General features: G+C 64.1%; 19 protein-coding genes. 10 read left to right on the top strand and 9 right to left on the bottom strand.

The features are described from left to right. Window positions 1–2 precede the first annotated feature (2 nt). Window positions 3–704, top strand: a complete 702-nt coding sequence (gene trmD, locus M1E10_RS07090; RefSeq protein ID WP_499175668.1) for a tRNA (guanine(37)-N(1))-methyltransferase — start codon at window positions 3–5, stop codon at window positions 702–704. Here trmD and M1E10_RS07095 read toward each other — a convergent pair. Beyond that, complete coding sequence (locus M1E10_RS07095; protein ID WP_499177109.1) at window positions 686–1432, bottom strand: sulfite exporter TauE/SafE family protein; 747 nt, start codon at window positions 1430–1432, stop codon at window positions 686–688. The genes trmD and M1E10_RS07095 overlap by 19 nt on opposite strands. Window positions 1433–1716: 284 nt before the next feature. Between M1E10_RS07095 and rplS the strand changes: the two genes are divergently transcribed. Further along, complete coding sequence (rplS, locus tag M1E10_RS07100; RefSeq protein ID WP_499175669.1) at window positions 1717–2274, top strand: 50S ribosomal protein L19; 558 nt, start codon at window positions 1717–1719, stop codon at window positions 2272–2274. Window positions 2275–2352: 78 nt separating this feature from the next. Here rplS and M1E10_RS07105 read toward each other — a convergent pair whose 3' ends face one another. Continuing rightward, complete coding sequence (locus M1E10_RS07105; protein ID WP_499175670.1) at window positions 2353–2988, bottom strand: NrsF family protein; 636 nt, start codon at window positions 2986–2988, stop codon at window positions 2353–2355. After that, a complete protein-coding gene (locus tag M1E10_RS07110; RefSeq protein WP_499175671.1) occupies window positions 2985–3542 on the bottom strand; it encodes a sigma-70 family RNA polymerase sigma factor in 558 nt (185 codons plus the stop codon). Before M1E10_RS07110 ends, M1E10_RS07105 begins: the two co-directional genes overlap by 4 nt. A 231-nt stretch (window positions 3543–3773) precedes the next feature. Between M1E10_RS07110 and M1E10_RS07115 the strand changes: the two genes are divergently transcribed. The 6 genes from M1E10_RS07115 to M1E10_RS07140 all read left to right on the top strand — a co-directional run bounded on the left by M1E10_RS07115 (window position 3774) and on the right by M1E10_RS07140 (window position 8585). After that, entirely contained in the window at window positions 3774–4058 is a 285-nt protein-coding gene (locus tag M1E10_RS07115; protein WP_499175672.1) for a BufA1 family periplasmic bufferin-type metallophore, read from the top strand. 65 nt (window positions 4059–4123) lie between these two features. Continuing rightward, on the top strand, window positions 4124–4972 hold the full coding sequence (bufB, locus tag M1E10_RS07120) for an MbnB/TglH/ChrH family RiPP precursor modification enzyme (protein WP_499175673.1): 849 nt from the start codon (window positions 4124–4126) through the stop codon (window positions 4970–4972). Window positions 4973–4981: 9 nt separating this feature from the next. Beyond that, window positions 4982–5755: an HvfC/BufC family peptide modification chaperone gene (locus M1E10_RS07125; protein ID WP_499175674.1), complete on the top strand. Its 774-nt coding sequence runs from the start codon at window positions 4982–4984 to the stop codon at window positions 5753–5755. After that, a complete protein-coding gene (locus M1E10_RS07130; RefSeq protein WP_499175675.1) occupies window positions 5752–6228 on the top strand; it encodes a DoxX family protein in 477 nt (158 codons plus the stop codon). The genes M1E10_RS07125 and M1E10_RS07130 overlap by 4 nt, the downstream gene beginning before the upstream one ends. A gap of 251 nt (window positions 6229–6479) precedes the next feature. Then, window positions 6480–7886, top strand: a complete 1407-nt coding sequence (leuC, locus tag M1E10_RS07135; RefSeq protein ID WP_499175676.1) for a 3-isopropylmalate dehydratase large subunit — start codon at window positions 6480–6482, stop codon at window positions 7884–7886. A gap of 156 nt (window positions 7887–8042) precedes the next feature. Further along, window positions 8043–8585: a SixA phosphatase family protein gene (locus tag M1E10_RS07140; RefSeq protein ID WP_499175677.1), complete on the top strand. Its 543-nt coding sequence runs from the start codon at window positions 8043–8045 to the stop codon at window positions 8583–8585. A 48-nt stretch (window positions 8586–8633) separates the two neighbouring features. On the opposite strand, the gene M1E10_RS07145 is transcribed toward M1E10_RS07140, so the two are convergent. Beyond that, complete coding sequence (locus tag M1E10_RS07145) at window positions 8634–10622, bottom strand: PhoX family protein (RefSeq protein ID WP_499175678.1); 1989 nt, start codon at window positions 10620–10622, stop codon at window positions 8634–8636. Window positions 10623–10710: 88 nt separating this feature from the next. Beyond that, a complete protein-coding gene (locus tag M1E10_RS07150; RefSeq protein ID WP_499175679.1) occupies window positions 10711–11259 on the bottom strand; it encodes a L,D-transpeptidase family protein in 549 nt (182 codons plus the stop codon). Window positions 11260–11397: 138 nt separating this feature from the next. On the opposite strand from M1E10_RS07150, the gene M1E10_RS07155 reads away from it, so the two are divergent. Together M1E10_RS07155 and M1E10_RS07160 are read left to right on the top strand one after the other, a co-directional pair. Further along, complete coding sequence (locus M1E10_RS07155; protein ID WP_029617527.1) at window positions 11398–12081, top strand: response regulator transcription factor; 684 nt, start codon at window positions 11398–11400, stop codon at window positions 12079–12081. 9 nt (window positions 12082–12090) lie between these two features. Beyond that, window positions 12091–12546 (top strand): cyclic nucleotide-binding domain-containing protein, encoded by a 456-nt coding sequence (locus tag M1E10_RS07160; RefSeq protein ID WP_499175680.1) that lies wholly within the window; start codon window positions 12091–12093, stop codon window positions 12544–12546. Between the two features lie 18 nt (window positions 12547–12564). On the opposite strand, the gene M1E10_RS07165 is transcribed toward M1E10_RS07160, so the two are convergent. The 4 genes from M1E10_RS07165 to M1E10_RS07180 form a co-directional block, all read right to left on the bottom strand. Beyond that, on the bottom strand, window positions 12565–13368 hold the full coding sequence (locus M1E10_RS07165) for an exodeoxyribonuclease III (protein ID WP_499175681.1): 804 nt from the start codon (window positions 13366–13368) through the stop codon (window positions 12565–12567). A 97-nt stretch (window positions 13369–13465) separates the two neighbouring features. Then, entirely contained in the window at window positions 13466–14113 is a 648-nt protein-coding gene (locus M1E10_RS07170) for an outer membrane lipoprotein carrier protein LolA (RefSeq protein ID WP_499175682.1), read from the bottom strand. Between the two features lie 72 nt (window positions 14114–14185). Next, window positions 14186–16843, bottom strand: coding sequence for an FtsK/SpoIIIE family DNA translocase (locus tag M1E10_RS07175; RefSeq protein ID WP_499175683.1), 2658 nt, complete (start codon window positions 16841–16843; stop codon window positions 14186–14188). 234 nt (window positions 16844–17077) lie between these two features. Then, window positions 17078–18439 carry an ammonium transporter gene (locus M1E10_RS07180; protein WP_499175684.1) on the bottom strand — a complete coding sequence of 454 codons (1362 nt, stop codon included), beginning with the start codon at window positions 18437–18439 and terminating at the stop codon, window positions 17078–17080. Window position 18440: the final 1 nt, after the last annotated feature.

An 18440-nucleotide genomic window follows, 5' to 3' on the forward strand; every position in this document is an offset into this window, starting at 1 on the left:
CCGTGACCTTTCGCGCCACGATCCTCACCCTTTACCCGGAAATGTTTCCCGGCCACCTGGGTTTGTCGCTTGCCGGCAAGGCGTTGGAGCGCGGCCAATGGGCGATCGACCCGGTGCAGATCCGTGATTTCGCAGAGGACAGGCACCGCACGGTCGACGATACGCCGGCCGGCGGCGGTGCCGGCATGGTGCTGAAGCCGGACATCCTCGCCAGGGCCATCGACCATGTCTCGCCTGACGATCCCCGTCCGCGGCTGCTGATGAGCCCGCGGGGGCGACCGCTCACCCAGAAGCGGGTTCGGGAACTGGCGGGCGGTGAAGGAGTGGTGATCGTCTGCGGGCGCTTCGAGGGTGTCGACCAGCGCGTGATCGACGCACGGGGGCTCGAGGAAGTCTCGATCGGCGACTATATCCTCTCCGGCGGCGAGCCGGCGGCGCTGACGCTGCTCGACGCCGTCGTCCGCATTTTGCCGGGCGTCATGGGCAATGCGCTGTCAGGCACCCATGAGAGCTTCGAAGACGGTCTTCTGGAGTATCCGCACTACACCCGCCCGCAGATCTTCGAGGGTCGAGAGATCCCGGCCGTGCTGACCTCCGGCAACCATGCCGAAATCGACAAGTGGCGGCACCGGCAGGCTCTGGACCTCACCCGCGAGCGGCGGCCGGATCTTCTCGCCGAAGACGATCAGCCCGTGACGAAATAGTAGATCGTCAGCGCCACGCCGATGGCGACGACGACCAGGCGCATTGCCGTCTGCGGCACGCGCCGTGCCATCCAGACGCCGGCATAGCCGCCGAGCGCGACACCCGGGATCATCACCAGCGCCTGCGGCCAGGCAACCACGCCGCCGGACACGAAGATGACGATGGCCACGGCCGCGATCAGGATCGACAGCAGGTTCTTCAGCGCGTTGAGATGATGGTAGGTGCCGCCGGAGGTAATCCCCAGCACGGCCAGCATCATGATCCCCATGCCGGCGCCGAAGAAGCCGCCGTAGATGGCGGTGAAGAACTGCGCAACGACGCTGATGGGCGAATTTACCGGCTTGTCTGCAGATGCCTTTGGCTTCAGCCATGGCCCGGCGGCGAAGATGGCGGTTGCGGCCGCCAGCAGCCAGGGCACGATGGCGCGGAAGGACGGGTTGTCCAGCGACAGCAGCAGCAACGATCCACCAAGCGCGCCGATGACCGAGACAATCGACAGTGCGACGGCGCTGCGCCAGCTTTTGGCGATCTCGTCGCGATAGGCGAAGGTGGAGGTGATGTAGCCTGGGAACTGCGTGATCGAGGAGGTCGCATTGGCGGTGATCGGCGGGATGCCGGCCAGCGTCAGGGCGCCGAAGGTCAGGAAGGTCCCGCCACCGGCAATGGCATTGACTGCGCCCGCAAAGAAGGCGGCAACAAAGAGCAGCAGCATGGTGACGATGGTCATGGTACGATCTTCCCCGGCAATGACGCTGCCGACATAGCCGCCCACGTTCGCGACCGCAAGCACTGCCACCGCGCGATCGGTACGGCAACTATTTCCGGCGCAAAGGGATGACAAAGCCGTATGTTTGGTGTAATGGCCCACGCGGACATGGGGTTTGCCCCTCGACCAGCAAGCAAAGAATGGTGAACCCGCTCTTGGCCCGAAAGGGTCAACTCCCGAGGCATTGACCAAGGGATGACGACCGAGCGCTCTGGCTGTTTCAGAAAAACATAGAGGTTTGACCTATGAACATCATTCAGGAATTGGAAGCCGAACAGGCCGCCAAGATCGAAGCCCAGCGCAAGCTGCCGGAATTTTCGGCCGGCGACACCGTCCGCGTCAACGTGCGCGTGAAAGAAGGTACTCGTACCCGTGTACAGGCCTATGAAGGCGTTTGCATCGCCCGCTCCGGCGGCGGCATCAACGAGAGCTTCACGGTTCGCAAGATCTCCTACGGCGAAGGCGTCGAGCGCGTATTCCCGGTCTATTCGCCGCTCGTCGAAGGCGTCGAAATCGTCCGCCGCGGTAAGGTCCGCCGCGCCAAGCTCTACTACCTGCGCGATCGTCGCGGCAAGTCGGCTCGTATCGTTGAAGACACGGGCACCCGCGCCCGCAAGCTGAACGACGCAGAGCGCGCCGCCGTTGCGGAAGAAAAGGCCCGCATCGAGGCTGAAAAGGTTGCAGCAGCTCAGGCGCTTGCCGCCGAGAAGGCAGCAGCCGAAGCCGAAGAGGCAAAGGCCGCAGAAGCAGCTGCTGCCCAGGCAGCGGAAGACGCAAAGGCTGCAGAGACCTCTGCAGAATAAGCATTTCATCCAGATTGCAAAAAAGGCGGCCTTCGGGTCGCCTTTTTTGTTGCCGTCGCCGTCATTCCGCTCGGGCCGCTACCAGGTCAGCCAGCGCTTTCCGGCGAGATAGCCGGCGCCGGTGACGATGCCGATCGCCAGCGTGTACCAGAGCGCCACGAAGAGCGGGCTGTCATCGGTGCAATTGGCCGCGTAAAAGGCGGCAGCGATGCCGCCCGCCGCCAGTCCCGCCACGGCGCCCGCACGACCCGGATGTTCCGGCGCACCCTGACGCAGCGCGAGAAGGAATGCGCCGAGCGGGCCGACCGAGAGAAGCGGGATCAGCGACAGGCATTCATGGGCATTGTGGCCGATCATCCGCGCCTCCCAGTCCCCTGCCGGAACGGCGACCAGTTCCGCCAGCACCGACACGGCCAGCACGCCCGCAACCAGCAGCAGGCCGAGCGCCCCGGGGAGGACGCGGGCGCCGGGGCGGGCAAGGCGCGCCACGAGGTTTGCCGACACCAGAAACAGCAGCGTCGTCACCACCAGCTTGAAGACGAAGCGCAGGCTGTTCAGCGCCGCCTCGATATCCGGCCGGAAACCCATGGTCGCGAAGAACAGGCCCGCGGCCAACACAATGGCGGCGGCGACAGCCAGGGCCAGCGCATGGCCGAAGCGGAAGCGGAGCGTCGAATCCTCGGACAGCAGGTTGATGAGTTCGTCAGTCTTCACGTCATTGGCTCCCGATAGGTCAGAGATAGCGCCTTCAACGCCCGGTGCAGTGCCACGCGGACTGCCCCCTCCGTCATATTGACCCGGCCCGCCGTCTCGCGAACGCTGCTGCCTTCCAGCGAGATTGCCTGCACGATCGTCCGCTGCGGCTCCTTCAGCGTTTTCAGGATCCGGTCGACATCGAGCCGCTCCTGCGCCTGCCCCTGCTCGTCGATCTGCAAGGTTGCAACGACATCCTCCAGCGGCACGTCCACGTGCCGGCCACGGCGGCGCAGGCTGTCGATCAGCTTGTTGCGGATGATCGTCGAGATCCAAGGCGCGATCGGGCGCGACGGATCCCAGGTGCCTCGCTTGAGATGTATCGACAGCAGAACCTCCTGTACGACGTCTTCGGCCTCGCTGGCGGCAGCGCCGAACTGGGCGCAACGCCGGCGCGCCATGATGCGCAGATGCGGCGTGACCGACGTCAGGAAGCGGTGATACGCAAGCGTATCGCCCTCGAGGGCTGCCCGCATCCAGGCGGACCATTGCTCTTCGCGCGCCAGATCATTCATTCAATGAGCCCTACGCCGCCAATTGGCCGATCGTTACACCTGCATGACAATTTTCCGCGCCCGCCGGGCGTCTTCCTCAGGATAAAGCATGCAGCCGGACCGTCCAGACAAATTCGAAGACGGCGCCCATGGGTCATCCGCGAAAATTTCCGGGGCTCTGTAACGTCGCTTCGCTCGCCGGCGTAGGGCACCATGCAAGCCAAGACGGTTTGCTTACCAGGGAGACCCAACATGAAGACCAGCATCCTTTCACTCGCCATTGCGGCATCCGTCACCTCGGCACTCGCGTCGATCGCATCTCCTGCCTTTGCCCAGGAAGCGGGCAAGGAGAAGTGCTACGGCGTTGCCCTCAAGGGCCAGAACGATTGCGCCGCCGGCCCCGGCACGACCTGCGCCGGCACCTCCACCGTCGACTACCAGCAGAATGCCTGGAAGCTCGTGCCGACCGGCACCTGCCAGGCGATGATGACGCCGAACGGCCATGGCATGCTGGAAGCCGGTCCGGCTCCGGCCTGATCCACAACCTGACGATCTGCGGCGCCGCAACGGATGCGGCGCCCCATTACCTCTGGAGAAGCGTCATGAAAGCATCGCAGCTTCCCGCCCGTGCGGGCGTGGGCTTCAAGCCCGAGCATTTTCCCATGATCGATGCCGAGCGGCAGCCAATGGGCTTCTTCGAGGTTCATGCAGAGAACTACATGGGCGCCGGCGGACCACCGCACGCGCAGCTTAGCCGGCTAAGGGAGAACTATGCCCTGTCTATCCACGGCGTCGGCCTGTCGATCGGCTCGCTGCAGCCGCTCGACCAGGATCACCTGCGGCGACTGAAGGCCGTCTGCGATCGTTATCAGCCGGAGAGCTTTTCCGAGCATCTGGCCTGGTCCACCCACGACACGGCGTTCCTGAACGACCTTCTTCCACTTCCCTACACCGAGGAGACGCTCTACCAGGTGTGCCGGCACATCGACGAGGTGCAGACGGTGCTGGGACGGCAGATGCTGCTCGAAAACCCCGCGACCTACCTGCTGTTTGACGAAAGCACCTTCGATGAGACCGACTTCCTCGACGAGGTGGTGAAGCGGAGCGGCTGTGGCCTGCTGCTGGACATCAACAATGTCTTCGTCGCCTCGACCAACCACAATACCGATCCACGAAGCTATCTGGCGCGCTTTCCAATCCGCCACGTGCGCGAGATCCACCTCGGCGGGCATTCGGAAACCTGCGACGATCTCGGCGCGCCGCTGCTGATCGATTCCCACGATACGCCGGTGCGCGACCCGGTCTGGGCGCTCTACGCGGACGTCATCGCCCGCATCGGCCCCGTGCCGACGCTGATCGAATGGGACAATGACGTGCCGGAGTGGCCGGTGCTGCGGTCTGAAGCCGAGGCTGCGGAAGTCATCCTGCGCCGGTCGGCGCTGGCAGCTTAGGAGGCGATCATGCCCACCATGCAGCAGAGATTTGCGGCAGCGCTGATGACGCCGGACAGCGCGCTGCCGGAGGGACTGACGTCGTGGAATTCGCCACAGCCAAAGGCGCGCTACAATGTCTACCGCAACAACGTGATGATCGGCCTGCGCCGGGCGCTGGCGAGCCGCTTTCCGGCTGCCGAAAATATCGTCGGCGAAGACTTCTTCGCGGCGATGGCCGACATCTACATCCGGGCCAATCCGCCACGCTCGCCGCTCCTCTTTCTCTATGGCGACGATCTCCCCGACTTTGCAGCGGGATTTCCCCCTGCTCAGACGGTGCCGTATCTGGCCGATGTGATGCGGCTGGAGATTGCCCGCGGCCGCGCCTATCACGCCGCCGATGTGGCGCCGTTCGATCCGGCCGGACTTGCGGCGATTGCGCCGGAACGTCTCGCCGATCTCCGCTTCACCCTCCACCCATCCGCAGCCATCCTGCGCTCCTCCTTCCCGATGGTCACCATCTGGGCGATGAATGCCGGTGAGCTGCCGGCAGCGGAGATTGCCGACTGGAGCCCGGAGGATGCGCTGGTGGTGCGGCCGCATCTGGTTGTCGAGGTCCTGCGGCTGCCGCCCGGCGGTGCCGTCTTCCTTGACGCGCTCGCGGCGGGCGAGACGCTGGCGGCCGCGGCGGAAGCTGCGATGGCGGCCGATAGTGGTTTTGACCTATCCGCCAATCTGGCCGGTGCACTGGGCGCCGGCGCCTTTTCAGCCATTCAGACACAAGAGGGAGAGCAGCCATGAGCAGCCCGTTTGCCGTTCCGGCCGACAACAGCCTGTCCCGCCGCCTGCAGGACGGCATCGCCCTGCTGGAGCGCATTCCGCATGATCTGATCGCGATCGTCGCGCGCCTTTCGATCGCCGCCGTCTTCTGGAACTCCGGGCAGACGAAGCTCGACGGCTGGCGTGTCTCCGAAAATGCCGTCTACCTGTTCGAGCACGAATATGCGCTGCCGCTGGTCAACCCGGTGATCGCCGCCCATCTGGCGACACTGGCCGAGCATCTTCTGCCGGTGCTGCTGGTGATCGGCCTCGGCAGCCGGCTGGCGGCGCTGGGGCTGCTGGCCATGACGCTGGTGATCCAGATCTTCGTCTATCCCGGCGCCTGGCCGACACACGGCACCTGGGCCGCCTGCCTGTTGCTGATCGTCGCCCGCGGGCCGGGGCGGCTGTCGCTGGACCAGCTTTTGTCCAGCCGCCTCGCCGGTCCCCGCTGAGGGACCGGCGGCCATCCATCGATATTGAACGGGCGTCGCAAAACTGCTAATAACCACGCCATGGGATCGAAATTCGGATGCCTCGCGAACCAGTTCATCGTGCTGCAGGACCACAAGCGTCTGCCGGCACGCTTCTTCGCGCGCATTTCCGGCGCTCTGAACAGCCGACTTCGCTGAGCTGATCCAAATCGCACCGGCAGCGATACGTGCCGGCCTATTCCCCGCATGAACAGTTCCAATGGATGGCAGCCATGAGCGCACCCCGCACCCTCTACGACAAGATCTGGGACGACCACGTCGTCAGCGACGACAACGGCACCTGTCTCCTCTACATCGACCGTCACCTCGTCCATGAGGTGACGAGCCCGCAGGCCTTCGAGGGTCTGCGGCTGGCCGGCCGCACGGTCCGTGCGCCGCAGAAGACGCTCGCCGTCGTCGACCACAACGTACCGACGACGCCTGACCGCCATATCGGCATCAAGAACGAGGAAAGCCGCATCCAGGTGGAGGCGCTCGCCCAGAACGCCCTCGACTTCGGCGTCGAATACTACTCCGAGAAGGACAAGCGTCAGGGCATCGTCCACATCGTCGGCCCGGAACAGGGATTCACGCTCCCCGGCATGACGATCGTCTGCGGCGACAGCCACACCTCGACCCATGGCGCCTTTGGGGCGCTGGCGCATGGCATCGGCACGTCCGAGGTCGAGCATGTGCTCGCAACCCAGACGCTGGTGCAGAAGAAGGCGAAGAACATGCTGGTGCGTGTCGACGGCCAGCTGCCGCCGGGCGTCACCGCCAAGGACATCATCCTCGCCATCATCGGCGAGATCGGCACCGCCGGAGGCACCGGCCACGTCATCGAATTCGCCGGCGAGGCGATCCGCGCCCTGTCGATGGAAGGCCGCATGACCGTCTGCAACATGACGATCGAGGGCGGCGCCCGCGCCGGCCTGATCGCTCCGGATGAAAAGACCTTCGAATACATCAAGGACAAGCCGCGGGCACCCAGGGGCACGGCCTGGGACATGGCGCTCGACTACTGGAAGGGCCTGCACACGGACGAGGGCGCGCATTTCGACAAGGTGATCGTGCTCGACGCGGCCAACCTGCCGCCGATCGTCTCCTGGGGCTCGTCCCCGGAAGATGTTATCTCGGTGCAGGGCGCCGTGCCCAACCCGGACGAGATCCAGGACGAGAACAAGCGGACGTCGAAATGGCGCGCGCTCGACTACATGGGCCTGAAGCCGGGCACGAAGATCACCGACATCGCCATCGACCGGGTCTTCATCGGCTCCTGCACCAACGGCCGCATCGAGGATCTGCGCGCAGCCGCCAAGGTCGTCGAAGGCCGCACGATCGCCCCCACCGTCTCGGCCATGGTCGTTCCAGGCTCCGGCCTCGTCAAGGAACAAGCCGAGGCCGAAGGCCTGGACAGGATCTTCCTCGACGCCGGCTTCGAATGGCGCGAACCTGGATGCTCCATGTGCCTGGCCATGAACGACGACCGGTTGAAGCCCGAGGAGCGCTGCGCCTCGACTTCCAACCGCAACTTCGAGGGCCGCCAGGGCTACAAGGGCCGCACGCATCTCGTTTCGCCTGCGATGGCGGCAGCCGCTGCTGTCGCCGGCCATTTCGTCGATATCCGCGAGTGGAAGTAGCCATTCTGACCTGATGTTGCTGACTTGAAGATGCCGTCGGCCCTGCCGGCGGCATCTTGCGTTGGAGCTCTGTCCGGACGCATTGCTCAGGAATGGTTGAACCTGCGGATGACGCCGCTCCATGTTAGAATCGCGAAAACACGCGGAGGCGACATCATGGCAGATTACGCGGACAGAAAAGCGCCACCGCGCCAGCGACGACTGCTGCTCCTGCGGCACGCGAAGTCCGCCTGGCCGGAGGACGTGCCGGATCACGCGAGACCTCTTGCCGAACGAGGAGAGAAGGCGGCGCCGGCCATGGGCAACCACATGGCGCGCGAGCACCTCGTTCCCGATCTGGCGATCGTTTCCGACGCAAGACGGACGCAGGAGACCTGGGACCTGGTGAAGAGCCGGCTGCCGGGTACAGTAGCAAGCCGCGTTACGCCAGCGCTCTACGACGCAGCCGCAACGCAGATGCTGGAGGTTCTGCGCGAGACGGAAGCGGAGGCCGATACGGTGCTGATCATCGGCCACAATCCGGGCCTGCAGGAGCTGGCGCTGATGCTGGTCGGCGAAGGACAGTCGCACGGGGCGATGGCCGGGAAATTTCCGACCGGCGCCTTGGCAGTGATCGATTTTGCTGTCGCTGACTGGTCAAGCGTCGAACCCGGCTCCGGCATTCTCGCCGACTTCCTGACGCCACGCATGCTGCGGTAAAGGAGCCCCGCGTCGACGCGGAGCTCCGTTTTCTGCTTCATTCTCGGATCAGACGGCGATCTTGCCGCCGCCGATCTTGGTGATCGCCACGACGGAAGGCCGAACCGGCATGTCGTCCTTGAAGTCCGGCCAGCGGGTCGACAGGTCCTCGTAGTAGGACGGACGGCCGTGGCCATCCCAGTCCTCGCCGCCGTCGGCCGGATGCTGCACGGCAACGAACGCCGTCTCGTCATCGGGCGTGAACAGCGGACCGCACATTTCGGCACCGACCGGAACCCGGAAGAACAGCTTGGACGTCGCGCGGGCGTCGCCCTCCGTATCCACGGCCCAGAGACCGTCGGTGCGACCGGTCGCCTTGTTGCTGTTGCCGTCGGTCGAGACCCACAGGCGGCCGGCCGAATCGACGGCGCAGTTATCGGGCATGCCGAACCAGCCGTTCTTCGTCGTTTCCGTCGAGAAGGTAGCGCCAACTTCGGCAACCGATGGGTCACCGCACTTGAGCAGCACTTCCCAGGTGCCGGAGGTGGCGGCAAAGTCGCCATCGGCTTCCGAGATCTCGATGATGTGTCCGAAGGCATTCTCCGCACGCGGGTTGGCGGCATCGACCTGGTCTGCCTTGCGCCGCGTGTTGTTGGTCAGCATCACGTAGACCTTGCCGTTCACACCGTTGGGTTCGACATCCTCCGGGCGGTCCATCTTCGTGGCGCCGAGCGCGTCGCCGGCGCGGCGCGTCTCGATGAGCACGTCCGCCTGGCTGGCGAAACCGTTGGCCTCCGTCAGCGGGCCTTGGCCGTGGACGAGCGGCAGCCATTCCATGGTGCCGTCCTCTTCGAACTTCGCCACGTAGAGCGTGCCGGCGTCGAGCAGGTCCATGTTGGCGGCGCGATCGTCGGCGTTATAGGTGCCTTCGGTGACGAACTTGTAGACATAGTCGAAACGCTCGTCGTCGCCGAGATAGAAGACGACCTTGCCGTTCTTCGCAACGATCGACTCGGCACCCTCGTGCTTGGTGCGGCCGAGCGCGGTGCGCTTCTTCGGCGTCGAGGTCGGATCCATGACGTCCACCTCGACGACCCAGCCGAAGCGGTTCGGCTCGTTCGGCTCCTTGGAGAGATCGAAGCGGTCGTAGAAGCGGCCCCACTCGTAGCTGCCCTCCGGCACGCCGTAGCGTTCGTAGTTGGCGGCTTCCGCGTGATCGGCCGGCAGGTCGCCCATGAAGTAGCCGTGGAAGTTTTCCTCGGCCATGATGTAGGTGCCCCAGGGCGTCACGCCGCCGGCGCAGTTGTTGACGGTGCCGATGACCTTGGTGCCGGTACTGTCGGCGGAGGTCTTGAGGCGGTCATGGCCCGCAGCCGGACCGGTGAGCTGCATCTCGGTGTTGACGGTGATGCGGCGGTTGTTGGCGCCGTCGCGGACCACCTGCCACTTGCCGTCCACCCGGCGGATCTCGACGATGGTGCCGCCGTGCGCCGCCATCTCGACATCGACCTGCTCCTTGCTGAGCGGGCCCTGCTCCACCTTGCCGTCGACAAGCGTGACGAGGCCCGGGAACATCAGATGCGGGTTGGTGTATTCGTGGTTGACGACGAGCATGCCGTGATCGGCCGCGCCCTCGAGGGGGATGAAGCCGACATAGTCGTTGTTGTAGCCGAACTGCTTGGCCTGTGCGTCCGCAGTCTGGTTCCTCGGATCGAACTCCGGGGAATCGGCAAACAGGCCATCGCCCCATCGCAGCAGCACGTCGGCGTCATAGCCTTCCGCGACGTGATGGTTGGCGTCGACACCGGCTTCCACCTCCGCGAAGGAGAAGGCCGAGCCACCGGCGGCTCTCGCCTTTTCGGCGGTCATCAGCGCAAGCGGACTGACCGTCGCGGCAATCGCGGAAACGGCCAGCGAACCCTGCAGAAAGTTGCGGCGCGAGAAACGGCGGCTGATGATTTCGCCCATTGTATCGTTGGCGCTGAAATTGTGGCCGTCCCCATCCGCCTCTTCCAACTGGGTGGTCGGGAACATCTTCGGACAGTGTTCTTCGGTCATGGCAGCCTCCTGCTGATGGGTTGGATCTACAGGCCTACACTAGGACCCAACCGTTACGGCTATGCGACACCACCGTCCAATTGACCTGCTAAAGCACCCGCACGATCGTTCCCCTACGCAGGAACGGCAGCAGCCGCCGCATGTCCCTGAGACTGATTGCGACACAGCCCGCCGTCGGGGTGTAGCCCGGCTTGATCAGGTGGAAGAAGATGGCAGAGCCGCGGTAGCGGCGGCGCGAGGTGATGTTCCAATTCAGAACGAGGCAGATGTCGTAGACACCATCCTGGCGCAACATCTCTTCGTGACTGGGCCGGAACGGAGCGCGCACCAGGCGGTTGTAACTTGGATGTTCCGGCTGATCACACCAGAGCATGCCGCTGGTGATGCGCCGCATGGGCAGGGGGGTCCGGAGAGCCCTGACGCGATCTCCGCGGGTAAAACCGGATAGCAGGTGCATGGCGCCGATCGGCGTAGCGCCGTCACCTTCCCGCTTGAAGGCCGTGCGGCCGGCGCGTCCGAGCGCTGCTGGAACAGTGATGCCGCCGAAGGAGACGATGCCGCGGCAGGCATTGCCGGGGGCTGACCGTACGGTGACTGCAACCTTCGATTTGCCCGCCGATCTGCGTAAATTCGCCATTTTCCTCACGAGTTGTTGCATTAAAGATGATTTGGTTTGAAATCATAGCACGATGCGACTTAGATCAAGTGCCTGAACCGATTGCCCTCCCGCGTCGTAGACGAGGTAGGGGCGAGGCAGAACAAGAGGCAAGAACATATGGCAGCGCGCACGATATTGCTGGTGGACGACGACGACGATCTGCGTGAAACGCTGATGGAGCAACTGTCGCTTTATGAAGAGTTCTCGCTGTTGCAGGAGGCGAACGCCACCAAGGCAATGCAGGTGGCGAAGGCCACTCAGGTGGATCTGCTGATCATGGACGTCGGACTGCCGGACATGGATGGCCGCGAGGCCGTGAAGCTTCTGCGCAAGAACGGTTTCAAGGCGCCGATCATCATGCTGACCGGCCATGACACCGATTCCGATACGATCCTCGGCCTTGAGGCGGGCGCCAACGACTATATCACCAAGCCGTTCCGGTTCGCCGTGCTTCTGGCCCGTATCCGTGCGCAGCTGCGCCAGTACGAACAGAGCGAGGATGCCACCTTCACCGTCGGTCCCTATATCTTCAAGCCCAGCCAGAAACTTCTGACGACCGACGATGGCAAGAAGATCCGCCTGACGGAGAAGGAATCGGCCATCATCCGCTACCTCTACCGCGCCGACCAGAAGGTCGTCACCCGCGACGTCCTTCTCGAAGAGGTCTGGGGCTACAACTCCGGCGTCACGACCCATACGCTCGAAACCCATGTCTACCGGCTTCGCCAGAAGATCGAGCGCGACCCGTCCAGCGCCGAGATTCTCGTCACCGAGAACGGCGGCTACAAGATCGTACCCTAAGGTCACGCTATGTCCCTCAAAGACGACATCCGCCTCTTCGCCCAGGTGCCCCTGTTCAGGGAATTGAACGAGGACCAGCTGCGGTTGCTTGCCTTTGGGGCGGAACGGCGGGGCGTGGCCGCCGGGCAGGAGCTGTTTCGAGAAGCCTCGCCGGCTGAATCCGCCTTCATCGTCTCGAAGGGCGCGTTCGAACTGGTCATCTCGACGAGGGAGGGTGCCCGACGCCTCGAGACGGTCGCAACGCCGGGTACCTTTCTGTCCGAGTTGGCACTGGTGACCATGGTGGAGCGGAAGTTCACCGCCATTGCGCTGGAGGACTCAGAGGTCCTGCGTATCACCCGCGGCCTGTTTCACCGGCTTCTGGAGGAATATCCACGGGTGGGGCAGCTGGTGGAAAGCCGCATCCGCGACAATATAGCATCCCTGGCCAGCGCCGCCGCCGGGATGCAAGGCCGGTTCAGCTAAATCCGGCTTACGTGCAGCCTAGAACTTGAAGACCGCCGTGACCGGAACGTGGTCCGACGGCTGGTTCCAGCCGCGCGCTTCCTTCAGAACATCGATGCGATCGAGAAACGATCCAAGATCCTGCGACGACCAGATGTGGTCGAGCCGCCGGCCCCGATCGGCAGCCTCCCAGTCCTTGGCACGGTAGCTCCACCAGGTGTAGAGCTTCTCCTCGACCGGCACATGCTGGCGCATCAGGTCCAGCCAGTTGCCCTTTGCCATGATCTCGAGCATGGCATCGGTTTCCACCGGCGTGTGGCTGACGACCTTCAGCATCTTCTTGTGCGACCAGACGTCGTGCTCGAGCGGCGCGATGTTCAGGTCACCGACCAGGACGGAGGCAATGCCCGGCATCGCATCCGCCTTCAGCCCCTTCATCTCCTCGATGAAATCAAGCTTGTGTCCGAACTTCGGATTGACGGTCCGGTCCGGCTCGTCGCCGCCGGCCGGGACGTAGAAATTGTGGATCCTGATCCGCCGCGAGCCGCGCTCGAAGATCGCCGAGATATGGCGGGCATCGCCGACGCCGCAGTAGTTCTGCCGGTGGTCTTCGGTCAGCGGCACGCGCGAAGCTATGGCAACGCCGTGATAGCCCTTCTGCCCGTGGATGATGATGTGCTGGTAACCAAGGTCCTTGAGCGGCTGCAGCGGGAACTCGTGCTCCTGGCACTTGATCTCCTGAAGGCACAGGATGTCCGGCTGGTGGCGCACGATGAACTGCTCGACGATGGGCATGCGCAGCCGCACCGAATTGATGTTCCAGGTGGTGATGGAGAATGTCATGGAGGGTCCTCAGGCAGGTGCCGGAGGTGTAGGCAATTTTTCGCGGCTGGTGAAGTAGAAAAGGGACCCGCGTGGGTCCCTTGCCAGTTCGTAGCGACTAGATCTTGCGGACTTCATCATAGGGGATGCGGAACACCCGTTCGTCGAAGCCGACACCGTTCTTGACGTTGTAGATCATCACCGAGGTGTCCTTGTTCTGCGCATCGGTGATCGTCCACTGGCGCAGTTCAAAGGTCTTGGTGTCAAACATCATGGTGATGGTGGAATCACCAAACACCGTCCGGTTGCCGAGCACGATCGTGGTCAGATCCGGCTCCTCGCGAACGCTTCTGACCGTTTCGTCCGTCAAGTCGATCCGCTCCGCCAGGAGCAGGCTGAGGGGCGTCTTCGACAGCGGGTAGAGATCCCAGGTCTTCAGCTTCGTATTGCCGATGACCACATTGGATCCGTCGGCTATGACGCGGATCGGCGAGGGGTCTTCAAAATTGAAGCGCAGCTTGCCGGGTCGCTCGATGAAGAACTTTCCGCCGGTCTGCTCGCCGCGCGGGCCGAACTGGACGAATTCGCCCATCATCGTTTTGACCGACGAGAAATGGTCGGCGATCTTCTGCGCCGCGGCCGATCCGGCCTGCGCAAAGACGGGAGCCGGCAGCACGGCAGAGGCCGCAAGGCCGATCAGTCCGACAGAAAAGCCTCGGCGGCTGAGGGAGCCTGTCCAGGGGGAGTTGGCAGTCTTTTTCATCATCGTCTTCTGTCTCCTTCCACCGCTTCGTGGAAACAAAACGCGGCAGCTTGATGGCCAACGCGCAATGCTTGTCTAGCGTTCCAGAATGTCGCCTTCCGTGGGCACGAGGATTTCGCGCTTGCCGGCGTGGTTGGCCGCGCCGATCAGCCCTTCCTTTTCCATCCGCTCGATCAGTGACGCGGCGCGGTTATATCCGATGCCGAGCCGCCTCTGGATATAGGAGGTCGAAGCCTTCCCATCGCGCAGCACGATCGCCACCGCCTGGTCATAGGGATCTTCGGAGTCCGAAAGATTGGACGTGCCGGCCGGGCCGCCGCCGTCGTTCTCCTCGTCATCGTCCGCCGTGATCGCTTCCAGGTATTGCGGCGATCCTTGCGTTTTCAGATAGGCAACGATCTCCTCGACTTCGGTGTCGGACACGAACGGCCCGTGGACGCGCTGGATGCGGCCGCCGCCGGCCATGTAGAGCATGTCGCCCATGCCGAGCAGCTGCTCGGCGCCCTGTTCGCCGAGGATCGTGCGACTGTCGATCTTCGACGTCACCTGGAAGGAGATGCGGGTCGGGAAGTTCGCCTTGATCGTGCCGGTGATGACGTCGACCGACGGACGCTGGGTCGCCATGATGACGTGGATGCCTGCCGCACGGGCCATCTGCGCCAGCCGCTGCACCGCGCCTTCGATATCCTTGCCGGCGACCATCATCAGGTCGGCCATCTCGTCGATGATGACGACGATGTAGGGGATCGGCTGCAGATCGAATTCCTCGGTCTCGTACATCGCCTCGCCCGTCTGGCGGTCGAAGCCGGTCTGCACCGTGCGGGTCAGCACCTCGCCCTTGGCGATGGCCTGCTCGACGCGGCTGTTGAAGCCGTCGATGTTGCGCACGCCGATCTTCGACATCTTCTTGTAGCGCTCCTCCATCTCGCGCACCGTCCACTTCAGCGCGACCACGGCCTTCTTCGGGTCGGTTACGACGGGGGACAGGAGGTGCGGGATGCCATCGTAGACCGAGAGTTCGAGCATCTTCGGGTCGATCATGATCAGGCGGCACTTCTCCGGCGTGTAGCGATAGAGAAGCGAGAGGATCATGGTGTTGATGGCGACGGATTTACCGGAGCCGGTGGTGCCGGCGACAAGAAGATGCGGCATCTTGGAGAGATCGGCCACCACCGGCTCGCCGCCGATGGTCTTGCCGAGCGCCATGGCAAGCTTTGCCTTGCTGTTCTCGAAATCCTTGCTGCCGATCATCTCGCGCAGGTAGACGGTCTCGCGCGTGCGGTTCGGCAGTTCGATGCCGATCGCATTGCGTCCCGGAACGACGGCCACGCGGGCGGCGATCGCGCTCATCGAGCGGGCAATATCGTCCGCCAGACCGATGACCCGCGATGACTTGATGCCGGGTGCCGGTTCCAGCTCGTAGAGTGTCACGACCGGGCCGGGACGAACGTGGATGATCTCGCCCTTGACGCCGAAATCCTCCAGCACGCCTTCCAGCATGCGGGCATTCTGCTCCAGGACATCCCCCGACAGGGTCGCGTCGCGCGCAACCGCCTTGGGCTCGGCGAGGAGGTGGACGGAAGGCAGCTGGAAGCCGTCCCGATCGATGAACGAGCCCTGCGCGTCGCGGGCGACACGGGCGCTGGGCTTCGGCGGCGGCGGCGGTGCAATGACCCGCGGCTGAGACCGGGCGCCGGCAGGCGCTGCCGGTCGTGACACGGCGAAAGCCACGTCGTCATCCTCATCCTCCGGCAGGATGCCGGCAGGGCGGACCACGTCGTCGAAGTCATCATCGTCATGCGCCATGGGCGGCGCGAAGATGGACCGCCGGCTTGACCCTTCGGTCGGCCCATCAAGGGAAGGCTCGACCCGCTGTCCCGCAGAGGCGGCCTTCGGCCGCACCGGCTCGTTCAGCGTCCCGAATTCGTCATCGTTGAAATCATAGGGCTGGTCGAAGGTATCGCGCGAGGTCCGCTTGATCCCGAACAGCCGCCGCGTGCGGGCCTGGGCGATGTACCAGTAGTGCGCCAACGCGCCCAGCGCCAGGAAGCCGGCAAATGTGCTGTCGTCGTCGTCTTCCTCGTCGTCGAGAGCCGGGCGACCCCGCGCCGCTGGCACCGCGACCGGCATGCGCTCCTCGTCCTCGTGGTCCTCGAAGGCGTCACCGACGAGGCCGGAGGCAAAGAGCAGCAGCCAGACGGCCGGAACCGCGAACACGATACCGAGGATCGTTGCTAGCATGCCGGTCGGATAGGCGCCGACGAAGAGGGCGGGGAACCGCAGGATCATGTCGCCGATGACACCACCGATTCCGTTCGGGATCGGCCAGGTGAAGGGGGCGGGAAAGCAGCCGAGCGAGGCCGAGGCCAGCAGCGTGCCGCCGCCCCACGCGGCAAGCCGCGCCGGTGTTCGGTTGAACCGGCGGCCGGAGATCAGCGCCAGTGCCACGGCCAGCAGCGGCAGCAGCGCGACGAGGCTGGAGAGCCCGAGGAACTGCATCATCAGGTCGGCGAACGCGGCACCCGCATGGCCGAGCAGGTTGCTGGGCTCATTGTCGGTGGCGTAGGAGAAGCTCGGATCCGCGACGTTCCAGGTGGCCAGCGCGGCAACGGCCAGTGCCAGCCCGAGGAAGATCGCAAAGCCTGCAAGCGCCAGGGCCTGTCGAACGATGAAGGCCGTCAGCATGGCCTTGGCCGACCCATTGCCCATCGCTGCCGAATTGCTTCTGCCCATTGCTCTGCCCGCCGTTTAACGTCTGAAAACAGTGACGGTCGCAGGAGCACGCACGTCGCCATCGTGGCGGCAAGGTAACGCGCGGTTGGTTAACGCGGCTTTAACCACATTCGACGCTGCAGGTCGCCGCGCATACAAAAATGCCCGGGCTGAACGCCCAGGCATTGATTGATCGGCCAAGAGCTGACCCCGATGGTTGGTCCTGGGACGGCTTGCGCCGCCCCCGGGCTGGCATCAGGAGTGGTAGGCCGCTTCGCCGTGCGATGCGAGATCGAGGCCTTCGCGTTCCGCTTCGACCGGGACCCGCAGGCCGACGATGACATCGACGACCTTGTAGAGGATCGCCGAGACGACACCGCACCAGACGATGGTGATGACGACGGCGGTGAGCTGCGTCATGAACTGACCACCCATCGTGACGCCGTCGGCGTAACCGATGCCGCCGAGCGACGAGGAGGCGAAGATGCCGGTGGCAAGCGCGCCGAAGAAGCCGCCAATGCCGTGGACGCCGAAGACGTCTGCCGTATCGTCATAGCCGAACTTGTTCTTGATCACGGCGATGAAGAAGTAGCACAGCGGCGAGACCAGGAGACCCATGACGATGGCACCCATCGGACCGGCGATACCGGCCGCCGGGGTGATGGCAACGAGGCCGGCGATCATGCCGGATGCGGCGCCGAGCATGGAGGCTTTGCCGCGCGTGAAGCTCTCGACGATGCACCAGGACACGATGGCGGCGGCCGTCGCGATGAAGGTGTTGACGGTGGCCAGCATCGCACCGCCCGAGGCTTCGAGGTTGGAACCGGCGTTGAAGCCGAACCAGCCCACCCAGAGCATGGCAGCGCCGACGAGCGTCAGCGTCATCGAGTGCGGTGCCATCATGTCCTTGCCGAAACCGGTGCGCTTGCCGATCATGATGGCGCCGATCAGACCGGCAACGCCGGCATTGATGTGCACGACCGTCCCGCCGGCAAAATCGAGGGCGCCCATGGCAAACAGCAGGCCATTGGCATCCCAGACCATGTGGGCGATCGGGAAGTAGACGAAGGTTGCCCACAGGATGCAGAACAAGAGCGCTGCGGAGAACTTGATGCGCTCCGCGAAGGCACCGACGATCAGCGCCGGCGTCAGCGCCGCAAACGTCATCTGGAACAGCATGAAGATGTACTCAGGAATGACCGCATCCGAGAAGGTTGCAGCCGTCGAGTCCATCGTGATGCCCGAGAGGAAGAGCTTGGCGGTTCCGCCGAAATAGGCGTTTTCCGAGCCGCCGAAGGCAAAGGAATAGCCGTAGATGACCCAGACGAGCATCATCGATGCGCCGACGACCGTGCACTGCATCAGAACGGACAGCATGTTCTTCGCGCGGACGAGACCGCCGTAGAACAGGCCCAGTCCCGGCATCAGCATGAACAGGACGAGGATCGTGCACAGGAACATGAAGGCGGTATCGCCCTTGTCCGGAACCGGTGCGGCGGCAACAGCCTCGGCGGCGGGCGCGGCTGCGTCCTGCGCGAAGGCGACGACGGGCGAAAGCAGGGCTGCGGTGGCAGCACTCAAACGTCCGAACGAGGTTGAAACTCTTGAAAATTGCATT

The organism is Rhizobium sp. PK7-22 (assembly GCF_056530405.1).

Bases quoted from the DNA above. Each gene is read 5' to 3' on its own strand.
- M1E10_RS07095 (WP_499177109.1), bottom strand. From the start codon at position 1,432: ATGACCATCGTCACCATGCTGCTGCTCTTTGTTGCCGCCTTCTTTGCG.
- rplS (WP_499175669.1), top strand. From the start codon at position 1,717: ATGAACATCATTCAGGAATTGGAAGCCGAACAGGCCGCCAAGATCGAA.
- M1E10_RS07110 (WP_499175671.1), bottom strand. From the start codon at position 3,542: ATGAATGATCTGGCGCGCGAAGAGCAATGGTCCGCCTGGATGCGGGCA.
- M1E10_RS07115 (WP_499175672.1), top strand. From the start codon at position 3,774: ATGAAGACCAGCATCCTTTCACTCGCCATTGCGGCATCCGTCACCTCG.
- bufB (WP_499175673.1), top strand. From the start codon at position 4,124: ATGAAAGCATCGCAGCTTCCCGCCCGTGCGGGCGTGGGCTTCAAGCCC.
- M1E10_RS07125 (WP_499175674.1), top strand. From the start codon at position 4,982: ATGCCCACCATGCAGCAGAGATTTGCGGCAGCGCTGATGACGCCGGAC.
- M1E10_RS07130 (WP_499175675.1), top strand. From the start codon at position 5,752: ATGAGCAGCCCGTTTGCCGTTCCGGCCGACAACAGCCTGTCCCGCCGC.
- leuC (WP_499175676.1), top strand. From the start codon at position 6,480: ATGAGCGCACCCCGCACCCTCTACGACAAGATCTGGGACGACCACGTC.
- M1E10_RS07140 (WP_499175677.1), top strand. From the start codon at position 8,043: ATGGCAGATTACGCGGACAGAAAAGCGCCACCGCGCCAGCGACGACTG.
- M1E10_RS07145 (WP_499175678.1), bottom strand. From the start codon at position 10,622: ATGACCGAAGAACACTGTCCGAAGATGTTCCCGACCACCCAGTTGGAA.
- M1E10_RS07150 (WP_499175679.1), bottom strand. From the start codon at position 11,259: ATGGCGAATTTACGCAGATCGGCGGGCAAATCGAAGGTTGCAGTCACC.
- M1E10_RS07155 (WP_029617527.1), top strand. From the start codon at position 11,398: ATGGCAGCGCGCACGATATTGCTGGTGGACGACGACGACGATCTGCGT.
- M1E10_RS07160 (WP_499175680.1), top strand. From the start codon at position 12,091: ATGTCCCTCAAAGACGACATCCGCCTCTTCGCCCAGGTGCCCCTGTTC.
- M1E10_RS07165 (WP_499175681.1), bottom strand. From the start codon at position 13,368: ATGACATTCTCCATCACCACCTGGAACATCAATTCGGTGCGGCTGCGC.
- M1E10_RS07170 (WP_499175682.1), bottom strand. From the start codon at position 14,113: ATGATGAAAAAGACTGCCAACTCCCCCTGGACAGGCTCCCTCAGCCGC.
- M1E10_RS07175 (WP_499175683.1), bottom strand. From the start codon at position 16,843: ATGGGCAGAAGCAATTCGGCAGCGATGGGCAATGGGTCGGCCAAGGCC.
- M1E10_RS07180 (WP_499175684.1), bottom strand. From the start codon at position 18,439: ATGCAATTTTCAAGAGTTTCAACCTCGTTCGGACGTTTGAGTGCTGCC.